15 protein-coding genes are annotated in these 18,157 nt (G+C 68.1%); 6 read left to right on the plus strand and 9 right to left on the minus strand.

Translation table 11 applies throughout. From position 1 onward, the window contains the following. Positions 1-109: 109 nt before the first annotated feature. The 3 genes from Pla175_RS17530 (at position 110) to greA (ending at position 3,429) form a co-directional block, all read left to right on the plus strand. Positions 110-1,774: a sigma-70 family RNA polymerase sigma factor gene (locus Pla175_RS17530; RefSeq protein WP_197526940.1), complete on the plus strand. Its 1,665-nt coding sequence runs from the start codon at positions 110-112 to the stop codon at positions 1,772-1,774. A 260-nt stretch (positions 1,775-2,034) separates the two neighbouring features. Continuing rightward, positions 2,035-2,736 carry a zinc ribbon domain-containing protein gene (locus tag Pla175_RS17535; protein WP_145288077.1) on the plus strand — a complete coding sequence of 234 codons (702 nt, stop codon included), beginning with the start codon at positions 2,035-2,037 and terminating at the stop codon, positions 2,734-2,736. 216 nt (positions 2,737-2,952) lie between these two features. Beyond that, complete coding sequence (gene greA, locus Pla175_RS17540) at positions 2,953-3,429, plus strand: transcription elongation factor GreA (RefSeq protein WP_231953951.1); 477 nt, start codon at positions 2,953-2,955, stop codon at positions 3,427-3,429. 96 nt (positions 3,430-3,525) lie between these two features. On the opposite strand, the gene Pla175_RS17545 is transcribed toward greA, so the two are convergent. From Pla175_RS17545 to Pla175_RS17565, 5 genes are all read right to left on the minus strand, one after another. Continuing rightward, positions 3,526-6,933, minus strand: a complete 3,408-nt coding sequence (locus Pla175_RS17545; protein ID WP_145288080.1) for an efflux RND transporter permease subunit — start codon at positions 6,931-6,933, stop codon at positions 3,526-3,528. A 192-nt stretch (positions 6,934-7,125) separates the two neighbouring features. Further along, positions 7,126-8,448, minus strand: a complete 1,323-nt coding sequence (locus tag Pla175_RS17550; protein ID WP_197526941.1) for an efflux RND transporter periplasmic adaptor subunit — start codon at positions 8,446-8,448, stop codon at positions 7,126-7,128. A 106-nt stretch (positions 8,449-8,554) separates the two neighbouring features. Further along, on the minus strand, positions 8,555-8,893 hold the full coding sequence (locus Pla175_RS26180; protein ID WP_197526942.1) for a DUF167 domain-containing protein: 339 nt from the start codon (positions 8,891-8,893) through the stop codon (positions 8,555-8,557). Next, the gene (locus tag Pla175_RS17560; RefSeq protein WP_145288086.1) at positions 8,890-10,365 is read right to left on the minus strand and encodes an ABC transporter permease; all 1,476 of its coding nucleotides are present in this window, start codon (positions 10,363-10,365) and stop codon (positions 8,890-8,892) included. The genes Pla175_RS26180 and Pla175_RS17560 overlap by 4 nt, the downstream gene beginning before the upstream one ends. 42 nt (positions 10,366-10,407) lie before the next feature. Next, the gene (locus tag Pla175_RS17565) at positions 10,408-10,683 is read right to left on the minus strand and encodes an acylphosphatase (RefSeq protein WP_145288089.1); all 276 of its coding nucleotides are present in this window, start codon (positions 10,681-10,683) and stop codon (positions 10,408-10,410) included. 112 nt (positions 10,684-10,795) lie between these two features. Here Pla175_RS17565 and Pla175_RS17570 point away from each other — a divergent pair, with 112 nt between their 5' ends. After that, positions 10,796-11,881 (plus strand): hypothetical protein, encoded by a 1,086-nt coding sequence (locus Pla175_RS17570; protein ID WP_145288093.1) that lies wholly within the window; start codon positions 10,796-10,798, stop codon positions 11,879-11,881. A gap of 15 nt (positions 11,882-11,896) precedes the next feature. Here the strand turns inward: Pla175_RS17570 and Pla175_RS17575 are convergent, their stop codons facing one another. The 3 genes from Pla175_RS17575 to Pla175_RS17585 all read right to left on the minus strand — a co-directional run bounded on the left by Pla175_RS17575 (position 11,897) and on the right by Pla175_RS17585 (position 14,618). Continuing rightward, positions 11,897-12,163 (minus strand): hypothetical protein, encoded by a 267-nt coding sequence (locus Pla175_RS17575; RefSeq protein WP_145288096.1) that lies wholly within the window; start codon positions 12,161-12,163, stop codon positions 11,897-11,899. A 130-nt stretch (positions 12,164-12,293) separates the two neighbouring features. Further along, entirely contained in the window at positions 12,294-12,956 is a 663-nt protein-coding gene (locus Pla175_RS17580) for an HAD family hydrolase (RefSeq protein WP_145288099.1), read from the minus strand. Positions 12,957-12,983: 27 nt separating this feature from the next. Next, complete coding sequence (locus Pla175_RS17585) at positions 12,984-14,618, minus strand: DUF6798 domain-containing protein (protein ID WP_145288102.1); 1,635 nt, start codon at positions 14,616-14,618, stop codon at positions 12,984-12,986. 203 nt (positions 14,619-14,821) lie between these two features. Between Pla175_RS17585 and Pla175_RS17590 the strand changes: the two genes are divergently transcribed. Beyond that, the gene (locus tag Pla175_RS17590) at positions 14,822-15,151 is read left to right on the plus strand and encodes a hypothetical protein (protein WP_145288105.1); all 330 of its coding nucleotides are present in this window, start codon (positions 14,822-14,824) and stop codon (positions 15,149-15,151) included. A gap of 105 nt (positions 15,152-15,256) precedes the next feature. Here Pla175_RS17590 and xylB read toward each other — a convergent pair whose 3' ends face one another. Beyond that, positions 15,257-16,789 carry a xylulokinase gene (gene xylB / locus Pla175_RS17595; RefSeq protein ID WP_145288108.1) on the minus strand — a complete coding sequence of 511 codons (1,533 nt, stop codon included), beginning with the start codon at positions 16,787-16,789 and terminating at the stop codon, positions 15,257-15,259. A 175-nt stretch (positions 16,790-16,964) separates the two neighbouring features. On the opposite strand from xylB, the gene Pla175_RS17600 reads away from it, so the two are divergent. Next, positions 16,965-18,131: a hypothetical protein gene (locus Pla175_RS17600; RefSeq protein ID WP_145288111.1), complete on the plus strand. Its 1,167-nt coding sequence runs from the start codon at positions 16,965-16,967 to the stop codon at positions 18,129-18,131. Positions 18,132-18,157 lie beyond the last annotated feature (26 nt).

Genomic DNA, 18,157 nt, shown 5'->3' on the forward strand with positions numbered 1-18,157 from the left:
GTCTGGCGGTCCGTTGCCGATGTCCCGCGTCGCCCGCAATCGGCGTCGGGAGCGCATCGGCGCCGTGAGCACCTCGTAGGCGTGCAGGATGCACGCGAGGAGACGATTGATGACCCAGCCGACATTCGACGTTAACGCTTCCCTCGATCACCTGGTGGAGCTCGCCCGCGAGCAGGGCTGCCTCTACTACCACCAGCTCTTCCCGCTGCTGCCGGACGAGATCTACGGGACCGAGCGGATCGACGCGGTGCTCGCCGCCATCGAGCAACTGGGAGTCGAGGTGCGGGAGCACCCGCAGTTCCCCACACGGCGTGAGTTCGAAGAGCCCGTGCTCGAGACCGCCGTCGATCGGTCGCACCTGCTGCACGAGACCCTGCCGAAGTCGGGCAGCGACCCCATCCGCATGTACCTGTCTCAGATGGCGGAGATCCCGCTGCTGACGCGGGACGAAGAGATCTCGCTGGCCAAGAAGATCGAGCTCACCCGCAAGCGGTTCCGCCGCAACCTGCTCCGCTCGTTCTACGCCCTGGAGGCGACCGTCGCCACGCTCGACCGCGTCAACTCGGGCGAGCTCCCCTTCGACCGCACCATCAAGGTCTCGCTCACCGAGCTGCTGACCAAGGAGCAGGTCTCCGGCCGGATGCCCGCCAACCTGGTGACGCTCCGCACGCTGATGGCGGCGCAGCGGCAAGACTTCGCCACGCTGACCAGCAAGAGCGCGGAAGAAGAAGCGAAGCAGGCCGCGCGGAAGCGGTACCTGCGTCGTCGCAACAAGATGCTGGTGCTGGTCGAAGAGCTCAGCCTCCGCACCAAGCGGGTCTGGCCGCTCATCGGCGAGCTCGAGAAGATCTCCGGCCGGATGACGCACCTGCAGCAAGAGCTGCGCGAGCTGAAGAAGACCGGAGCCTCCGAGGGGCACATCGCCTCGGTCCGGGGCGCGCTGCGGAAGCTGATGCAGCAGACGCTCGAATCGCCGGCCAGCCTGGCCCGGCGCGTTTCGGAGCTGAAGCAGCAGTACCGCGCGTTCGACAACACCAAGCGCGACCTGTGCAGCGGCAACCTCCGTCTGGTGGTGTCCATCGCCAAGAAGTACCGCAACCGCGGGCTGAGCTTCTTGGACCTGATCCAGGAAGGCAACACCGGGCTGATGCGGGCGGTAGACAAGTACGAGTACCGCCGCGGCTTCAAGTTCAGCACCTACGCCACGTGGTGGATCCGCCAGGCCATCACCCGCGCCATCGCGGACCAGGCCCGCACCATCCGTATCCCGGTGCACATGATCGACGTGCTCACCAAGCTGCGGAACACGGCCAAGCGATTGCAGCAAGAACTCGGCCGTGAGCCGACGACCGAAGAAACCGCCCTGGCCTCTGGCGTGAGCCTGGAAGAGACCGAGCGCGTGATGGACATCGGCCGCAGCCCGGTGAGCCTCGACCGCCCGATCGGCGACGGCGACGACTGCTGCTTCGGCGAGTTTGTCGAGGACCACGGCGCCGAGAGCCCCCACAAGCTGGCCAACAACAGCCTGCTGCGGGAGCGGATCGAGGAGCTGCTCAAGACGCTCACCTTCCGCGAGCGGGAGATCATCCGCCTGCGGTACGGCCTGGTGGACGGCTACAGCTACACGCTGGAAGAAGTGGGCCGGATCTTCAAGGTCACCCGCGAACGCGTCCGTCAGATCGAGGCCAAGGCGGTCGCCAAGCTGCAGAGCCCCGTCCGCAGCCAGATGCTGGCCTGCTTCGTCCCGGAAGAGCCGCTGGTCGCGGCGGCCTAGTTTTCTCAACGCAAGACATCCCTCACGGCCGGCGCGCCCCAGCGGCGCGTCGGCCGTGTTTGTTTTCAGGGGGTCGCGGGGCTTGGCAATCGCGTCGGTGGCGGGGATAAAGCAGTCCTCAGAAGGCAATAGCCGAAGGGCTACGCCCCGTCGGAGGGGTTGGCGAGAGTTCATCTACCGAGCCCCTCCGACGGGGCGTAGCCCGTCGGCTGCTCCCCTGCGACTGCTTCGGCATCGTTTCCCCCGTCCAATAGGCGACCATGGCGCAGGCGACCCAAACGCTCCGCGAGCTTCACAGCATCCTGACGCAGCTAGCCGAGCTGCGCGGTCGGCTCGAGCGAGGCCCCCGGCAGATCCGGGCTCGTGAAGGGGCCGTGGTTCAGTTGCAGACGGCGCTCGAAGCGGCCAAGGAGCTGGTCAAGCAGGCCCGCCTGTCCGCGGACCGCAAGCAGCTCGACCTGGAGACCTCCGAGCAGCGCATCGCCGGCTGGCGGGTCAACCTGAACGCGTGCAGCAGCAACAAAGAGTATCAGACGCTCACGGAGCAGATCGCCGCGGCAGAAATGGCCGGCAGCGTGCTGGGGGACGAGATCCTCGAGACGCTCGAACGGATCGACGACCTCAGCGCACGGGTCGCCGAGGCCGAACAGCACCTTGCGACGGGCAGACGCGAGCTGGAGAAGACGACCACCGAGGTGGAATCCGCCGCAGACGGGCTGCGCCAAGAGATCGCCCGCCTAGAAGCAGAGCTGAGCACGGTCCAGAAGCGGCTGCCGGGAGATTTTAAGGCGGAGTACGCACGCATTGTTGGGGCCCGGGGCGACGAGGGGCTAGCCGCGTCCGAGGAGGGGGTCTGCACCGGCTGCGGCCAGCAGATCACCGCCAACCAGCAGAACAACCTCTCGCTGGAGAAGCCGGTCCTGTGCGGCGGCTGCGGCTGCATGCTCTACCTGGGTGATTGAGATGATAGATGATAGAGGTTAGATGATAGACCAGGGGATTTGTCCTTCACTATCATCTAACCTCTATCATCTATCATCTTCGATGGCGCCCTTGACGATTGGCCTTTAGTGCCGCTTTACACGCGCCTCACAGGTTCTAGAATAGTGGCTGAGCGGGGCGCCCGGCGTGGGGCCCTGCTTCTTTTTTTTCGCCGTGCTGAACGAGGCCGATACGCCATGGACATGATCCCGATGACCCGCACGGGTTACGACAAGCTCCGCGCAGAGCTGGCCGAGCTCGAAGACGAGAAGATGCCGGAAGTCACCAAGCGGATCGCCGAGGCCCGGGCCGAGGGGGACCTCAAGGAGAACGCCGAGTACCACGGCGCCCGCGAGAGCCAGGGGATGCTGCAGGCGAAGATCAACGAGCTGCGGATGAAGCTCTCCAAGGCGAGCATCGTCGACCGATCAAAGCTCCCCAAGGACGAGGTGGTGTTCGGCTGCACCGTCAAGGTGAAGGACCTCGACTTCGGCGACACCGAGGAGTTCATCCTGGTGGGCGCCGGCGAAGAGGACGCGGACGAGGGCCGCATCAACGTCACCAGCCCGCTGGCCCAGGGCCTAATCGGCAAGAAGAAGGGAGAGAAGGTGGACGTCGAGGTGCCGGCCGGCGTGTCTCGGTTCGAGATCTTGGATATCCGCTTCGAAGACTGATCGAGGGCGCGCGCCTTGCGAGCCGGGGCGCCCCCGCCCCCGGCGCAGCCGAGTAGAGCATCCTATGCGCTGCGCCGGGGGCGGGGACGCCCCGGCTCACAATGGGTGCGTGCTCATCATCGCGTGCACCGCCTCGCGTTCTTTCGGGTCCTTCGAGGTGAGCAGGATCGCGGCGCTCGACAACGCGATCAGCCCCCCCAGCATCCCCACGACGCCCAGGCCCGCCGCGGCGCTCGACTGCTGGTAGACGATCCACAGCAGCAGCCCCACACACGGGAAGATCACCACGGGGATCAACACGTACTCGTCTTTCTCGAGCGGCCGGTAGGCGAAGCTGTAGCAGGCCGGGATGTAGACCAGCGTCAGCACCGTCGCGAAAGCCAATCCGTACACCACCGCGCCGGTCAGCGGCTGCCAGAACTCGGCGCCGCCGGAGATGTTCAGCAGCAGCGGCAGCAGGCCGCCGATGGTGGTGACGGTGGTCAGCAGCACCGGCCGGAGGCGGTTCACGCCCGCCTCCATCAACGCGTCGCGGACCGAGAGGCCCCGCTGGCGGCGGGCTTGGTTGGTGAAGTCCACCAGCACGATCGCGTCGTTCACCACGATGCCGGTCAGGCTCACCAGCCCGATGAAGCTCGCCAGGCTGAATGGGAAGCCGGCCGCCCACATCCCGATCACGACGCCGATGAACGACAGCGGCACGCTGGTCATGACAATCACGCTCTGCCGGAAGCTGTTGAACTGCCAGACCAAGATGCCGGCGATCAGCACGACCCCCAGCACCATGCTGCGGAGCAGGTAGCCGAAGTTCTTGTCGCGCTCGTCGTTCTCGCCGGTAAACTCCGCCTTGATCCCTTCGGCCGGGGTCGTGGGCGCGCCGACAAACTTCTTTGCGTAGCCCTCGATCGCGATCTCGCTGTCGTCGGCCGGCACAAACCCCAGCGACGGCAAGACGTCTCCCGCGACCTGCTTGAAGATGTCCGACGGGGTGATCGGGTCGAGCACGTCACAGCGGGCCATCACGGCGCGGTCGCGGTCGTAGCGGTTCACGCTATAGACGCCGAAGTCGCGCCGCAGTTCGGCGAGCTGGCCGATGGTCGCCCGCTTGCCGTCCGCGGCGCGGACCATCAAACGCTCGAGGTCGGCGGGGCTCTGCTGGTACTCCGCTGCGAGCTGGATGCGGATGTCGACGTCCTCGTCGTCCAGCGTGATCTGGATCCGGTTGTCGCCCGCGATCGCCGTTTGCACCGCCTGGGCGATCTGCATCTCGGTCAGGCCGAACAGGCCCACCACTTCGGGGCGCGGCTCGATCACCAGCGAGGGGCTGTCGGGGCGGTAGTCGGTGGCGGCGTCGACGGTCCCGGGCAGGGCCGCGAGGTCCTGGGTGATCTGCTTCCCCAACCGGCCTAGCTGCTCGAGATTGTCGCCGGTGAGGCGGATCGCTACGTCCGAGCCCCCCGGCGGCCCTTCTTCGACGATATCGATCGACACCTTCATGCCCGGCAGCGGTCGGATGTTGTCTCGGAGGTAGCGGATCACCTCCTCCATCTGCACCTCGCGGTCCATCGGGGGGGTCATCTCGACCTGCACCTGGCCGAACTCCGGGCCGGTCGCCGCGTCCTCGTCGACCCGCATCGACAGCCCCCCCGAGGTGCCGACCGAGGTTACGTAGTGCAGCAACGCCCCCGTCTTGTCCCACTTGCGCAGCGGATCGATGATTACCTGCGACGCGGCCAGCGTCTCTTCGATGCTGTACCCCAGCGGGAGTTCGTAGCTGACGGTGAACTGGCCGCGGTCGCTGGACGGGAAGAACTTGAACCCCAGCTTTCCGATCAACAAGAACGCGCCGCACATCGCCAGGAAACCCCACGCGATCACGTAGGTGCGGTTGTTGAGCGCGAACTTCAGCACGCGTGCGTACCCGCGCGTGAACGGATCGAGCTTCGGCCTGACACGCAACTGAGTCGGCGCCGCGCCCTCAGGACCGGGTTGGGCGTGGAAGTACGCGGAGGTGTCGTCCGCCTCGGGTGTACGCCGGCGGTACCAGCGCGCCGCGAGGGTGGGCAGGATGAAGTGGTCTACCAGCACCGAGCCCAGCAGCGCCACGCTCACCACGCGCGGCATGACCCCCATGAAGTCGCCCATGATGCCGGGGACCATGATCATCGGCAGGAACGCCGCGATAGTGGTCAGGTCGGCCGCGATCACCGGCAGCCCCACCTCCTGGATGCCGATCTTGGCGGCGTCGATGGGCTCCTCGCCGCGCTCGATGTGGCGGTGGATGTTCTCCGCCACGATGATCGCGCCGTCCACCACCATCCCCAGCACCAGGATGAAGCTGAACACCACCATGTTTGATACGGGGATGCCGGCGAAGTACAAGAACACCAGCGCCACCGCCAGGCTGAACGGGATCGCCAGCAGCACCAGCACGCTGATCCGCAGCCCCATGCTCCAGGCCAAGATCACCAGCACCAGCATGGCGCCGAACAGGGCGCTGGAGCCGAGCACCCGGAACATCACCCAGATCTCTTTCGACGCGTCGCGGGTGGTTTGGAACTCGAGCCCCGGGAACTGGCCACGCAGCGCCTCGACCGCCCGGTTCAGGTCCCGCGCGGCCCCCAGCGTGTTGATGCCGGACTCTTTATTGATGATCAGCAGGGCGCCGTCTTTGCCGTCGAAGCGGGCGTGGTTGAGCGTCTTGCGGAACGCGTCGGTCACTTCGGCGACATCGGCGACGCGGATCACCCGCCCCCCCTCGCTGCTGACGATCGCCTCGCGGATGTCGTCGACGCCGCGCAGCTTGGTCTCGTTCTGCACGCGGCGGTCGAACGAACCGGTGGTGAACTCGCCCGCGGGGACCTCGGCGTGGAAGTCGACCAGCGCCTGGCGGAGCTGCTGCAGGCTCACGCCGTACTGGATCATCATGTCCGGGTTCACATTGACCTGGATCTCGCGTTCCTTGCCCCCAAAGAGCTGCGTGTTGGCCACGCCGTCGATCTTCTCGAGCTGCTCCTGCACGTCCTCGGCGATCTTCTTCAGCTCTCGGTCGTCCATCGCCGTGCGCGGCGTCATGTTCACCAGCATCAGCGGCGCGTTCTCGAAGTCGATCTTCTTAACGTTGGGCTGCACCTCGCGCCCGACCGGGAACTCGTTGCGCACCCGGTCGATCAGGTCCTTGACCTTGCGTTCCGCTTCGTCGGGGTCGACGCCGTCCAAGAAGACAACCTGCGTGATCGACGAGCCGCGGAGGCTGGTCGACGCGATGAAGTCGACGCTCTGGAGCTCGCCGAGGGCGTCTTCCACCTTGCGGGCGATCTCGTTCTCGCTCTCGGTCGGGAGCGAGTCGGGGTACGGGATGGCGACCAGCACCACCGCCTTGGTGATCGCCGGGGCGAGCTGCACCGGGGTCAGCACGGCCGAGAAGATCGCCAGCAGCAGCACCAAGATCGTGCAGACCAGCACCGTGCGGGGGTGGTCGATGGCTTGTTCGCTGAGCTTCATGGCAATTTCAACTACGGACGAAGGTTAACCACGGAGCCACCCAGTACACTGAGACGGACAGAGCAATTCTCTCGCCGAGGCGCGGAGACGCAGAGGACGAACTGGGTGTACCTTGTTCATTGACTCTCTGCGCCTCCGCGCCTCTGCGAGAGACGTTTTTCTTTTCGAGTGCGGTCTCAACGGTGAACCGTCTTACTGAGCCTGTCGCAAGGCGTTGCGGGCGGAGGTCTTTTCTGGGGCGTCGGGCTTCTCTGCTACCGAACCTCCACCGGCTGGCGCCGGCGGCTCGCCCGGGTCGTTGACGACGCGCACCAGCTCGCCGTCGGAGAGGCGTTGCTGGCCGCGCACCACGACCCGCTCAAGCGACGCGGCGGTTGACGGGATGACGACCTCGTTGCCCAGGTCGACCCACTGCTTCAGCTCGACCCGCTGGGCGCGTGGCGCCTCGGTCTCGGCGATGTCCCAGAACATCACCCGAACCGGGAGCGACGTGTCGCGGAGCGTGAACAGGTGGGCGTCGCGGCCCCGGAAGATGACGGCCGATTCCGGCACGCGGTAGCCCAGCACCTCGTCGGTGACGATCCGCGCGGTGGCGACCATCCCGGGCCGCAGCAGACGCTCGGAGTTCGGGATCCGGATCTCGACTTCAAACAGACCGGTGCGCTCGTCGGCCACCTGAGCGATGCGGTAGACCTCCGCCTCGATCGCCGGCCACTTCTGGCCGAACATGTCGCGGCCCTCGAGCTGCACGTAAGCGCGGAACGGGGCGTCCGCGTCCTGCTGCCGGGTGACTCGCATCCGCGCCTGGAGCTCGCGCACGCGCGACTCGGGAACGTCGACCACCAGCAAGACATCGTCGTTCTGCACGATCTCGAAGACCGCCTCGTTCGGCCCGACCGACTCGCCGGGGACCGCCATCCGGTCGGCGATCGTGCCGTCGACCGGCGACACCAGCACGGAGTCTTCTAGGTTCTTGACGGCCACCTCCTGCTGGCTCTTGGCCAGGGCCATCTGCGTGAGCACCTCTTGGAACTCGGCCTCGGTCAGCGCGCCCGAGCGGCCCTCGTAGAGCTGGCGGGCGCGGCGGAGGTCGGAGGTCGCCTGCTCGAACTGAGCGACCGCCTCGCCGCGGCGGGCGATGTACACCCGGTCGTCGAGCCGCGCCAGCACCTGACCGGCGACGACCCGATCGCCCACGTCGAGCATCTCGCCGGCCTGGTTGACCCCCAACTGCTGGACCCGCCCGCCGACCTCGAAGCCCAGCGTGTAGGTCTCCCAGGGGCGGATCTTGCCGCTAAAGGTCACCGTGAGCTCGCAGAGGCCGGGCTCAACCGAACGCACGGCTACGCGGGGCTTCGCCTTGGCGATGGCGGGGGCGGGGGCGGCGAGCTGGTCGCGCATCCGGGCCGCGGCGGAGTCGTCTTTCTTGCTCGACCACCACATGACGAAGATCGCCGCCACGGTGATCGCCGTCAGAACCGAGTACTTGGCGAGCCTGCGGAGCGCTTTCTTCATAGAACCGAGCGAGGGGAACAACCGGGGTTCGTAGCGCCGCCCGGCGGACGTGCAGCCCCACCGATGATAGGCGCCACCGCGTTGCGCGACAATCGCCGCGGCAGATTCACCCAGCCCCGGCTTCGCGGCGCAGCAGGCCGGCGAGTTCCGCGACATTGGCGCCGCGGATCAGCAGCTTCTTGCGGGGGTTGGTGTGCCCAGCCAAGACACTGACCTCCGCGGGCCGGAGCCCCAAGCGATCGGCGACGACCGCGACCACCGCGGCGTTTGCTTTGCCGCGCTCAGGCGCCACGGTGACGATCACCCGCAGTCTTCCGTCGTGGACCCCGGCAAACTGATTGGCGCGCCCCGAGGCGCGGGCGAGCACCGGCAACACCACCCCTTCGGCGTGCGGCTCCAGGGCTACCTCGAGACCGTTCGGCGGGGTGTCAGCAGGCTGGGTCACGCGAGGTCGCGGTCCTCGAACAGCGTCAGCGCAACCAGCATCGCGATCGTGACGAACAACAGGCAGTAGACGCCCGCCCACAGCAGGTAGTCTAGCGGCACGCTGCGCGCGCCGACCGTGGCCGCCTCGACGTTGAAGTGGTCGAGCACCGGCAGCACCACGGCGCTCAACCGGCCAAAGAACGACACAAACTCGTTCTTCCCCACCGACGACTGGGCCACCAGCGGCGTCAGGTGCCCCAGCACGTAGATCGTGCCGACAATGATCAGGTTGGGCAGCATCGGCAGCCGCGTTGAGATGGCCAGGCTGATCGAGGCCAGCACGATCGTCTCCATGAGCGCCAGCGTCAGCACCGGCACGGTGCGGATCATCTCCGTGTTGCACTCTTGCCAGTTGGGGGTGGGGTTGGAAGACTCGCGCGAGTCGTACACCACCTTGTACGACACCGCGGCCATCAGGAACCCGCCGAGGATGACGAACATCACCACCACCGGCCAGACGATGCCGAGGAACTTGCCCAGGATGAATTGGCGCCGGCTGATGGGCTTCGAGAGGAGCGTGAGGGCCGTTTTGCCCTCGATCTCGTCCGCCACCGACACGCTGGCGGTCCACAGCGCGAAGACGATGCCGAACACCATGATCAGCGACCGGCCAGAGTCCTTCAGCATCTTCACGTCTTCGCCGAACGTGTTGTATGGGATGTACACGAAGGCCACCATCGCCACGGCGCCGACGATCAGCAGCAGCAGGTAGAGCGGCTGCCCCATCGCCTCCTTGGCGGTCGCCAGCGCCACGATGCCGGTGCCGCGCAGCAGCGAAGCGATCAGCAGGTAGCTCAGGTAGAAAGTGATCACCGCGCCGGCGGCCCACAGCACGTCGCGTGCTTCGGGCGTACGCAGCTCGGTGGTGAGGCTGATCGTCAGCTCTGCCGGGAGGTCGGACTCGTTGGTGATGTAGAGCGTGTCGACGGCGCCTTCGAAGCCGCGGGCCCGCTTGCTGGCGGGGGTCCAGACGTAGGGCTCGTCCCCCTGCACCAGCACCACGGGGCTGTCGTAGGCCACCCCCTTCTCAACCGCGACCCGTAGGTCCTGGTCGCTCTGGAACTCGTACCGCTTCACCTCGGCCGCGACGAACGGGTTCTGCAACGCGTAGACCTCGTCTTCGGTGCGGGGCTCCAGCGGGACCGTTTCGGTGCGCTCGCCGACGCTCCCGATCCGGGCCATCGAGGAAGCCACCTCCCGCACCGGCATCACCGGCAGGCCGATGAGGAACAGCGTCACCCATACCCCGGCCACGGCCGACACCCAGGCCAGGGGCCCATCGGTGACCCACGAGGTGATCCACGCCCCCGCCTTGCGCGAGACCAGGGCCGCGAGCCCCCACAGCAGCGCCAGCACCGCCACGCCCAGCGTCACCCCGGCGGCGACGATCCAGAGCGGCGTGATCCAGAGTTGAAGGGTCGAGGTGTCCATCGGCCGGCGGAGTAAGCGGTTGGCTGAAGCGGTAGCGGAGTGCTAGTAACGGATGGAAAAGTCGTCGAAATCCCCCAGCGGCGGCTGGGGGTCGCTGAACTCGGCAGCGATCCGGTCGGCCATCTGCTTGCGGATCGCCGTTTGAAACGCGTCTAGTTCGTCGCTGGGCCCTTCGGCCACCATCCGCACGCTGCCGTCGGGCAGGTTCTGCACGTAGCCCGTGACCGCGTAGGCGGCCGCGATCCGTCGAGTGGCAGCGCGGAAGCCGACCCCCTGAACACGACCGGAATACCGCACCGTGCGACGCTGTGCTGCCATGGCGTTTGGGCGGAAGTAGGATCGCAGTTCCCAGAAACTTGAGTCTAACTGGGCGATTTTCGACCGGCTAGTGTTGACGCGCCAGCAGGCGACCCCCTACCCTCTGGCCGCCATGACCCTCAAGCCGCTGCCACAGGCCATTCTGCTCCGACTGCCGGTACTGCTGGCGGCCCTCGGGGCGTCGCCGGCCCCCGCCGACACCGCGGTGGTGTTGCTGCACAACGGGGCCGTGATGCGTGGCGAGGTCCGGCTCTTAGGAGAACAGGTCCGGATCGAGAACCCGGGCAGCGAGATCACCCTGCGGCCGTCGCAGGTGGCCAAGATTGCGGCCTCCGTCGAGGAGCTGTACGCGTGGCGCCGCACGCAGTTGGTTTCGCCGCTGCCGGGCGAGCACATCGACCTGGCCGAGTGGTGCCAGCAGAATGAGCTCTGGAAGCAGGCCGCCCAGCAATTGCTGCAAGCCAAGGCCCTGACGCCGGGCGACCCTCGGATCGCCCCGGCCCAGCAGCGCCTGATGGCGGCGTGGCAGCGGGCCGAGCGCGGCGAGCCGGCCTCCTCGGCGCCGGCCAAGACCACCACCACCATCACCCCGCCCGACGCCGGCGTCCCCAGCCTGCCCGAGGGCGCCCTGGCCGAGTTCTCGCGCCGGGTGCAGCCGATCTTGGTCAACAACTGCACCACCGCCGGGTGCCATCAGGCCGGTGGCTCCGAGGTGTTCCAGCTCGACCGCGGGCTGGTTTACGGCCACGGCGACCGGCGTTCGACGCTCACCAACCTGATGGCCGTGCTGTCCGCCATCGACCGCGAGGCCCCCGGCGACAGCCCGCTGCTGCAGGCCGCGCGGACACCGCACGGCGGGGCAGATCAGCCCTGGTTCATCGGCCGACGCGTCGATCAGCTCGAGCGCGTCGCCGCGTGGGTAGAACTCGTGGCGCCAACCCCGGAGGCCGCGGAATCGGCCGTGGCCGACTCGCGCCAAGAAGGCCCCGTCCGGCAGGCGTCGTACGAAGCGCCCAGCGACGGCGGTCCAGAAAACCCCTACGCGTACCTGTCGAAGCCCGGCGCCGCCGAGGCGGCATTCGGCACGCCCGACACGCTGCCCGGAGACGACGTGCGGCCAGAGACGCCGGCCGAAGCCTACCGGCCCCGCGACCCGTTCGACGCCGAGGCGTTCAACCGTGCGCGGCGTTCCCCGTAGCGCTCAGCCGGTGGCTCAGTAGCCGTCTGGGTAGGTCATCGAGCCGTCTTCCATCATCATCGGCGGCTCCATCATCATGCCGCCGTCTTCGATGTAGGTCTCGCCGGCCATCACGGCGCCGCCAGCGGCAGTGCCGCTACGCCCGCCGCAGCCGCAGCAGTCGCAGTTGGCGACCGGGGACGAGTAGTCGTACGCAGAGGAGCAAGCGCGGCAACCGATTTGGGGGCCCGCGGCGAGCAATCCCAGCAGCCCCAGGGCCGCGTTCTTCTGCCAAGCTTTCATCGCACTCCCTCGACTTCGTCTAGAAGCGGCCCGTCTGGCGACGCACCCAGAAGCAGAGATCGGCCGGCGCCGCGGGGTGGGATTAGCGAAGCTGCGACGATTCTGACGCACGAAGCCCGAAGCGGCGGCTTCACACCGCTAGCACCTGGGCGATCCGAGGGTCGCGGAGCGTGTCGGCCACGAAGGCGGCGCCCGGGAAGGCGTGCCCCGCCGTGTGGGGGCTCGGCACCCCCACCGCGAAGGCGCCCGCCGCCACGGCGGCCTGGCAGCCCGTAGCGCTGTCCTCCAGCACCAACATCCGGTCGGCCGGCACGCCGTGCCGATCGGCCGCTAGCAGGTAGATCTCGGGCGAGGGCTTGCCGGCCGTGACGTCGCTGGCCGTGAGGATGAAGTCAAAGCGGTCGCGGATCCCCACGGCGGTGAGGATTCGATTGGCGTACTCGCGGGCGCCGCTGGTGGCCACCCCCTTGGGGAGGCCCTTGGCCTCGACCGCGGCCAGCGTCTGCTCAACCGCGGGCATCAACCGCAGGGCGCCCGCGGACATCTCCCAGAACGTAGCGTCCGACTCGGCAACCAATGCGTCCACGTGGTCGGTCAGGTTGTGCCACTCGATCATCACCCGCAGCGCATCGGGGGCGGGACGCCCCATCATCGCGTCGCGCAGGGCGGTATCGAACGATTTGCCGCGGCGGCGGAGGGTCTCACTGCCGACGCGCTCGTACACGTCTTCGCTGTTCACCAGCAACCCATCCATGTCGAAGGTCACGGCAAGAATCGGTTGGTCCGGGAGCATGGCGGAGAACGCGTGTCGGGTCCTGGGCTAGTCGGTCCCCGTCGCGGGCGGGGACTCTCTGCGTAGATCGTAGACGAGATACGGGCCAACGACATGGTGGGGCGCCAGCGGCAGGGCACGGCCGCGGGTGGTGATGCAGTAGTCGGCCCCGTACTTGGCGGCGACCTCCAGCAGCCGCTGCTTGGCGAGCTCGGAGCGGCCCTTGCGCAGGGCGGTTTCGACGGCGCCGACTTGGTCTCGGCGCTGGCTCCAGGCCACGATCCCGGCGGCGTCCTGCGGGATGTCTTTGTAGGTCACCACCTCGGCCCGGCCGGTCCGCCATTTGAACGACTGCGACCACTGGGGGAGCAAGAACAACGCGTCGGGGGCGGTTTCGTTGCGGACCCATTGGCACAGCTCGACCCACGCCGCGGCGTCGGGGGCCTTGCGGTCGGCCGGGGGGCATGGGTCGCTGTAGCGGTGGAAGGTCGTCATCCCCAGCGGGATCGCGGTCGCTGCGATCCCCGCCGCGAGCCAGCCGACCCCGGCGTACTGACGCCGGGCGATTCGATCGGCCGCGAGGGCCGCTGCCTGTAGGCCGACGGCCATCGGCGCCGCGACGTCGATCCAGCGGAACCAGTAGTACCGCAGCAGCGACGCGGCCCGCGCCGGGTAGTCGGCAAACGCCATCTCGATCGCAAAGCCGGCCAGCGCCAGCAGCCCGGCGCCGTACGCAAACGCGCGCATCTGGGCGAGCCTCGACGTGGTGTGGGGCGAGAGGCCCCCCGGGCGCCGCAGCAGGAGCGTGGTGATCCCCAGCAGGGCCCAAACCACCCCGTGCCGGCCGGCGCGTTCGGCGATCCAGGGCAGCGGCTTGCTGAGCGGCGCTAGGTGGTGCGGCAAGCGATCGAAGACGTAGATCTGGTTCGCCTGGGCGATCGTTTCTGGATCCGCGGCCCCCTGCAAGCGCAACGCAGGCACGACGCCGGCCAGCGCGATCAAGCCGCCGATCGCCAGGCCCGCAACAACCCCGGGCCTGCGCCTGCGGACCCCCTCCAACCAACTCCAGCGCCCGGCGGCGCCGCTTTCTGATTTTTCCGGCGCCCGCGGCAGCAGCTCGATCGCGGCCAAGATGACCACGGCCCAGCCACCCACCAGCACATGAAACGCAGAAGCGATGCCGAGCCAAAGCGCCATCCAGAACCATCGCTCGCGCAGCCACGCGGTGAGCGCCAGCCAGACGAAGCCGTAGGCCAGGCACTTGGCCTCGAACCCGCCGATCACCCATTCCCCCGCCAGGTTCCCTTCTTGAATGCCGGCGAGCAGCAGCCCCGCCGAGAAGACCGACCACCAGGGCCGGGGCAGCACGGTGGTCGCCAGCCTCTGCCACGCCACCGCTAGCAGTGTCCACGCGCCCAACCGCAGCAGCCAGGCGGTTTGCGTCAGCGAGAGGAACTGCGTCAACCAGCCGAGCGACCAAACGACGGCAAAGTGCGCGTCGCGCGACTCCAGGAAGAGGTCGCCCGCGGCGAACTGCGGGTCCCAAAAGTGCTTTAAGCGGCAGAGATAGTGCGGCTCGTTGATCGCCGGCGACGGGTCGCCGCCGACGATGAACAGCAGCATCAAAATCAGCGAAACCTCTGCGGCTGCCTGCCCCGCGCGCTGGCCATCCTGGATTGGCATTGCGTTTCTTGTGCTAAAGGTTTATTAGCGGCCCGTCGACACGCCGATCCAACCCAAGATGGGCGAACCCTATCGACGCCGCTAGCGTAGCAATCGAGGAGTCGTTCTAGGAACCGCAACCCGGAACCTTCGTCCGCTTAAAGCCCACCGCGTTTCCTAGAGCCCGCCGGGCCGAGCCCACCTGCAGCCCCTAATGGCCACCCATGAATGATCCCGAAAACATGGCCGACTCGACGCAAATGCTTGAGCGTGTTGAAGAGCTGGTCTCGCTGCTGGTAGACGACGCGCTCTCCGACGACCGTTTCGAAGAGCTGACGGCGCTGCTGGAGAAGAGCCTGGAGGCCCGCTCGCGCTACGTAGAGGCGATCCAACTGCACGTCGACCTGCAGGAGTACTACTCCCGACGCACGCTGCCCGAACGTGGCGCGCCGGTGCTCGGGCTGCTCGGCGCCGAGGTGCGTTGTGACCTGATGTCGCCCAACGATTCCGCCGTCGGTGGTTTGGACGCTAGTGGTTTAGACACCGGCAGTTAACGGCGCCCCATCGCGGCGCGTTCGTTTGGCGGCGGCGCAGGCTCAGCGGATTCTTCCGCTACGCTCCTGGCTACGATGGCGCTTCGGGTTGCGATGCGTGCACCCCTAGCGCCGCTTCGCTGGCGTGGACAGTTCTGCGATCGCCGCAAAGCTGTTTTTGAGCGACGGGTAGAGCTGCCGGTAGACCGGCATCGCGCGGTCGTAATGCTTTCGACGTTTGGCGTCTGGCTTGAGCCCGTCCGCGGTCCGCACCACCGCGTCGCACGCCTCGCGGATGCTCTTGTACTCGCCGCATCCCACCGCGGCCAACAACGCCACCCCCATCGCGGGGCCCTCGTCGGCCTGCATCGCGCTGACGCGGGCCGCCAGCACGTCGGCCTGCATCTGCCGCCAGGCGGGGCTCTTGGCGCCCCCGCCGGTGGCGCGGATCTGCCGCACTGAGACCCCCATCTCGCGGATGATGTCTAGGCAGTCGCGTAGCGAGTAGGTGACCCCTTCGAGCACCGCACGGACCATGTGCCCCCGCGTGTGGGCCGGCGTGAGCCCCACGAAGGCCCCGCGTGCCAGCGGGTCGGCGTGCGGCGTGCGCTCGCCGGTGAGGTAGGGGAGGAAGAACAGCCCGTCGGCGCCGGGGGGCGTCGCCTCGGCCTCCTCGACCAGCCGTGCGAACACGTCCTTCTCACGCGACAGGTCCTTGGCGAGCGCGTCGGCAAACCACTGCAACGATCCGGCGGCCGACAGCGTCACCCCCATCATGTGCCACTTGCCGCGCACCGCGTGGCAGAACGTGTGCAGGCGGCCCTCGGGGTCGGTCTCCGGCGTGTCGCTGTAGACAAACACCACGCCGGAGGTGCCGAGCGACGTCGAGACAATCCCCGGCATCACCACGCCGTTGCCGATGGCGCCCGCGGCGCAGTCGCCCGCGCCCCCCACCACCACGCAATCGGTGGTCAGGCCCAGCTTCTGGGCCGCGTCACGCGTCAGCGTCCCCGTGACCTCTTCGCTCTCGTAGCACCGCGGCAACAAATCGGCGTCCAGCCCCAGCTTGCCCAGCAGCGGCGCGGACCACTTGCGCTGCGCCACGTCCAGCAGCAGCGTGCCGCTGGCGTCGCTGACTTCTGTTGCTAGTTCTCCGGTCAGCCGCCGGCGGACGTCGTCCTTGGGGAGCAGCACCGTGGCGGTCCGCTCGAAGTTCTTGGGCTCGTTGTTGCGGAGCCACAGGATCTTCGGCGCCGTAAAGCCGGTCAGGGCCGGGTTCGACACCATCTTCACTAGCCGCTTGCGGCCGCCGGCGAGGCTCTCGATCTCTTCGCACTCGGCCGCGGTGCGTTGGTCGTTCCACAAGATCGCGGGCCGCACCACCTGGCCCTCGCGGTCGAGGAACACCGACCCGTGCATCTGGCCCGACAGGCCGATGCCGGCGACGTCGGCCGGTTTGAGGCCCGCCTTCTTGACGGCGCCGCGGACCGTTTCGACGACCGCCCGCCACCAATCCTCCGGGTCTTGTTCGCTCCACAGCGGTTTGGGATGGTGGCAGGGGTACGCGGCCGACGCCTGCGCCAGCACCTCGCCGGCCGGGTTGATCGCGATGGTCTTGGTCCCCGACGTGCCGATGTCGATTCCTAGCAGCGCTCGCATCCCTGGGTGCTCCGTTTCTCGTGGCAGTGCGGCGCGTTGCGTCGCTCGCAGAAAAGTGACTCTCGCGGCGATAGGGGTCGCCCTGGCGGCGTCGCTCGGTTGCCCCGGGGCTCCGACCAAACCCGACGCGTCCCCAGAACCCGCCGCGGCGAGTGTAACACTCCGCGTGGCGGTCGTGAATGACGCCCCCCTGGCCCAGGCGATCGAGCGCCTACGCGGCGAGTGGCGTGCGGCCTCGGGGGGGGAACTCGATGTGTTTGTGGCCCAGGACCTAACGCAGGCCGCAGCCGGCAGCGATGTCGTCGTCTTCGCGTCGCGCTACTTGGGAGAGCTGTGCTGCGCGAGGCTGCTCAGGCCGATCCGCGCGGGGGTGCTGGAGAGCGAAGACCTTGCGCTGCACGACGTAGCGCCGCTGGCCCGCCAACACGAGATCCGCTACGGCGGCGTGACGATGGCGTTGCCCCTTGGGTGCCCGACGCCGCTGCTGGCCTACGCGGGAGAGGCCCCCCCCGACATGTGGGGCCCCCAGGACGGCGTCGCGTCGCCGCTGGAGGGCCCCCAGGCGGCCTACGCGCTGCTGGTGCGGGCCGCCTGCTACGCGAGCCACCCGAGCCGCGAGGCGATGCTGTTCGACCCCGACTCGATGGCGCCCCGCCTGACGGAGCAGCCCTTCGTTCGGGCGCTCGAAGAGCTGGCGAGCGTCGCCGGCCAAAAAAAGGACCCCGCCGCCGGCGCCAGCCGCGTCGCGTGGCCCGACCGGACCTCCAAACCGGGCGGGATCGGCCGCGAGGGTGAGGTGTCGCTGCTGCCGGGCGCCGGCGCCGTTTACAACGCGATTAGCGACGCCTGGGAAGCGACCGAGTCGCCCAGGCGGGTGACGCTGCTGGCCTCGTCCGGCCGGCTGGCGGGGGTGACGGCTGCTTCCCGCAACGCGGCGTCTGCGTTCCGGCTGGTAGAGTGGCTCGCCGGCCGCGAGAACGCCCGCCAGCTAGCAACCGCCAGCCCCGGCGTGGCCGCTAGCCGCACGTCGCTCCGTCGGCTCAGCGACCCCTGGCTCGGCCCCGACGGCCCGAGCGGCAGCGCGTTCTCCTCGGAGCTGAACGACGCGCTCGCCCAGCCGGGCTACGTGACGACGCCGCGGATTATCGGCGTCGATCGCTACCTCGAGGCGTTGGCCGCAGCGGTGAGGTCTGCCGCCCGGGACGGGGCGCCCCCCGCGCAGGCGCTTCAGGACGCCGCGGCCGCCTGGGAGGCCCTGACCGAAGAGGCGGGCCGCGACCTCCAACGCCGGGCCTACCGGGCCGACCTCGGCCAGCCGCTGCTGCTGCCGAAACAGGATTAACCACGAAGGATCACGACGGAAATTGA

Source organism: Pirellulimonas nuda (assembly GCF_007750855.1).
In the GTDB taxonomy this organism is placed as follows: domain Bacteria; phylum Planctomycetota; class Planctomycetia; order Pirellulales; family Lacipirellulaceae; genus Pirellulimonas; species Pirellulimonas nuda.

Bases quoted from the DNA above. Each gene is read 5' to 3' on its own strand.
- Pla175_RS17530 (WP_197526940.1), top strand. From the start codon at position 110: ATGACCCAGCCGACATTCGACGTTAACGCTTCCCTCGATCACCTGGTG.
- Pla175_RS17535 (WP_145288077.1), top strand. From the start codon at position 2,035: ATGGCGCAGGCGACCCAAACGCTCCGCGAGCTTCACAGCATCCTGACG.
- greA (WP_231953951.1), top strand. From the start codon at position 2,953: ATGGACATGATCCCGATGACCCGCACGGGTTACGACAAGCTCCGCGCA.
- Pla175_RS17545 (WP_145288080.1), bottom strand. From the start codon at position 6,933: ATGAAGCTCAGCGAACAAGCCATCGACCACCCCCGCACGGTGCTGGTC.
- Pla175_RS17550 (WP_197526941.1), bottom strand. From the start codon at position 8,448: ATGAAGAAAGCGCTCCGCAGGCTCGCCAAGTACTCGGTTCTGACGGCG.
- Pla175_RS17560 (WP_145288086.1), bottom strand. From the start codon at position 10,365: ATGGACACCTCGACCCTTCAACTCTGGATCACGCCGCTCTGGATCGTC.
- Pla175_RS17565 (WP_145288089.1), bottom strand. From the start codon at position 10,683: ATGGCAGCACAGCGTCGCACGGTGCGGTATTCCGGTCGTGTTCAGGGG.
- Pla175_RS17570 (WP_145288093.1), top strand. From the start codon at position 10,796: ATGACCCTCAAGCCGCTGCCACAGGCCATTCTGCTCCGACTGCCGGTA.
- Pla175_RS17575 (WP_145288096.1), bottom strand. From the start codon at position 12,163: ATGAAAGCTTGGCAGAAGAACGCGGCCCTGGGGCTGCTGGGATTGCTC.
- Pla175_RS17580 (WP_145288099.1), bottom strand. From the start codon at position 12,956: ATGCTCCCGGACCAACCGATTCTTGCCGTGACCTTCGACATGGATGGG.
- Pla175_RS17585 (WP_145288102.1), bottom strand. From the start codon at position 14,618: ATGCCAATCCAGGATGGCCAGCGCGCGGGGCAGGCAGCCGCAGAGGTT.
- Pla175_RS17590 (WP_145288105.1), top strand. From the start codon at position 14,822: ATGAATGATCCCGAAAACATGGCCGACTCGACGCAAATGCTTGAGCGT.
- xylB (WP_145288108.1), bottom strand. From the start codon at position 16,789: ATGCGAGCGCTGCTAGGAATCGACATCGGCACGTCGGGGACCAAGACC.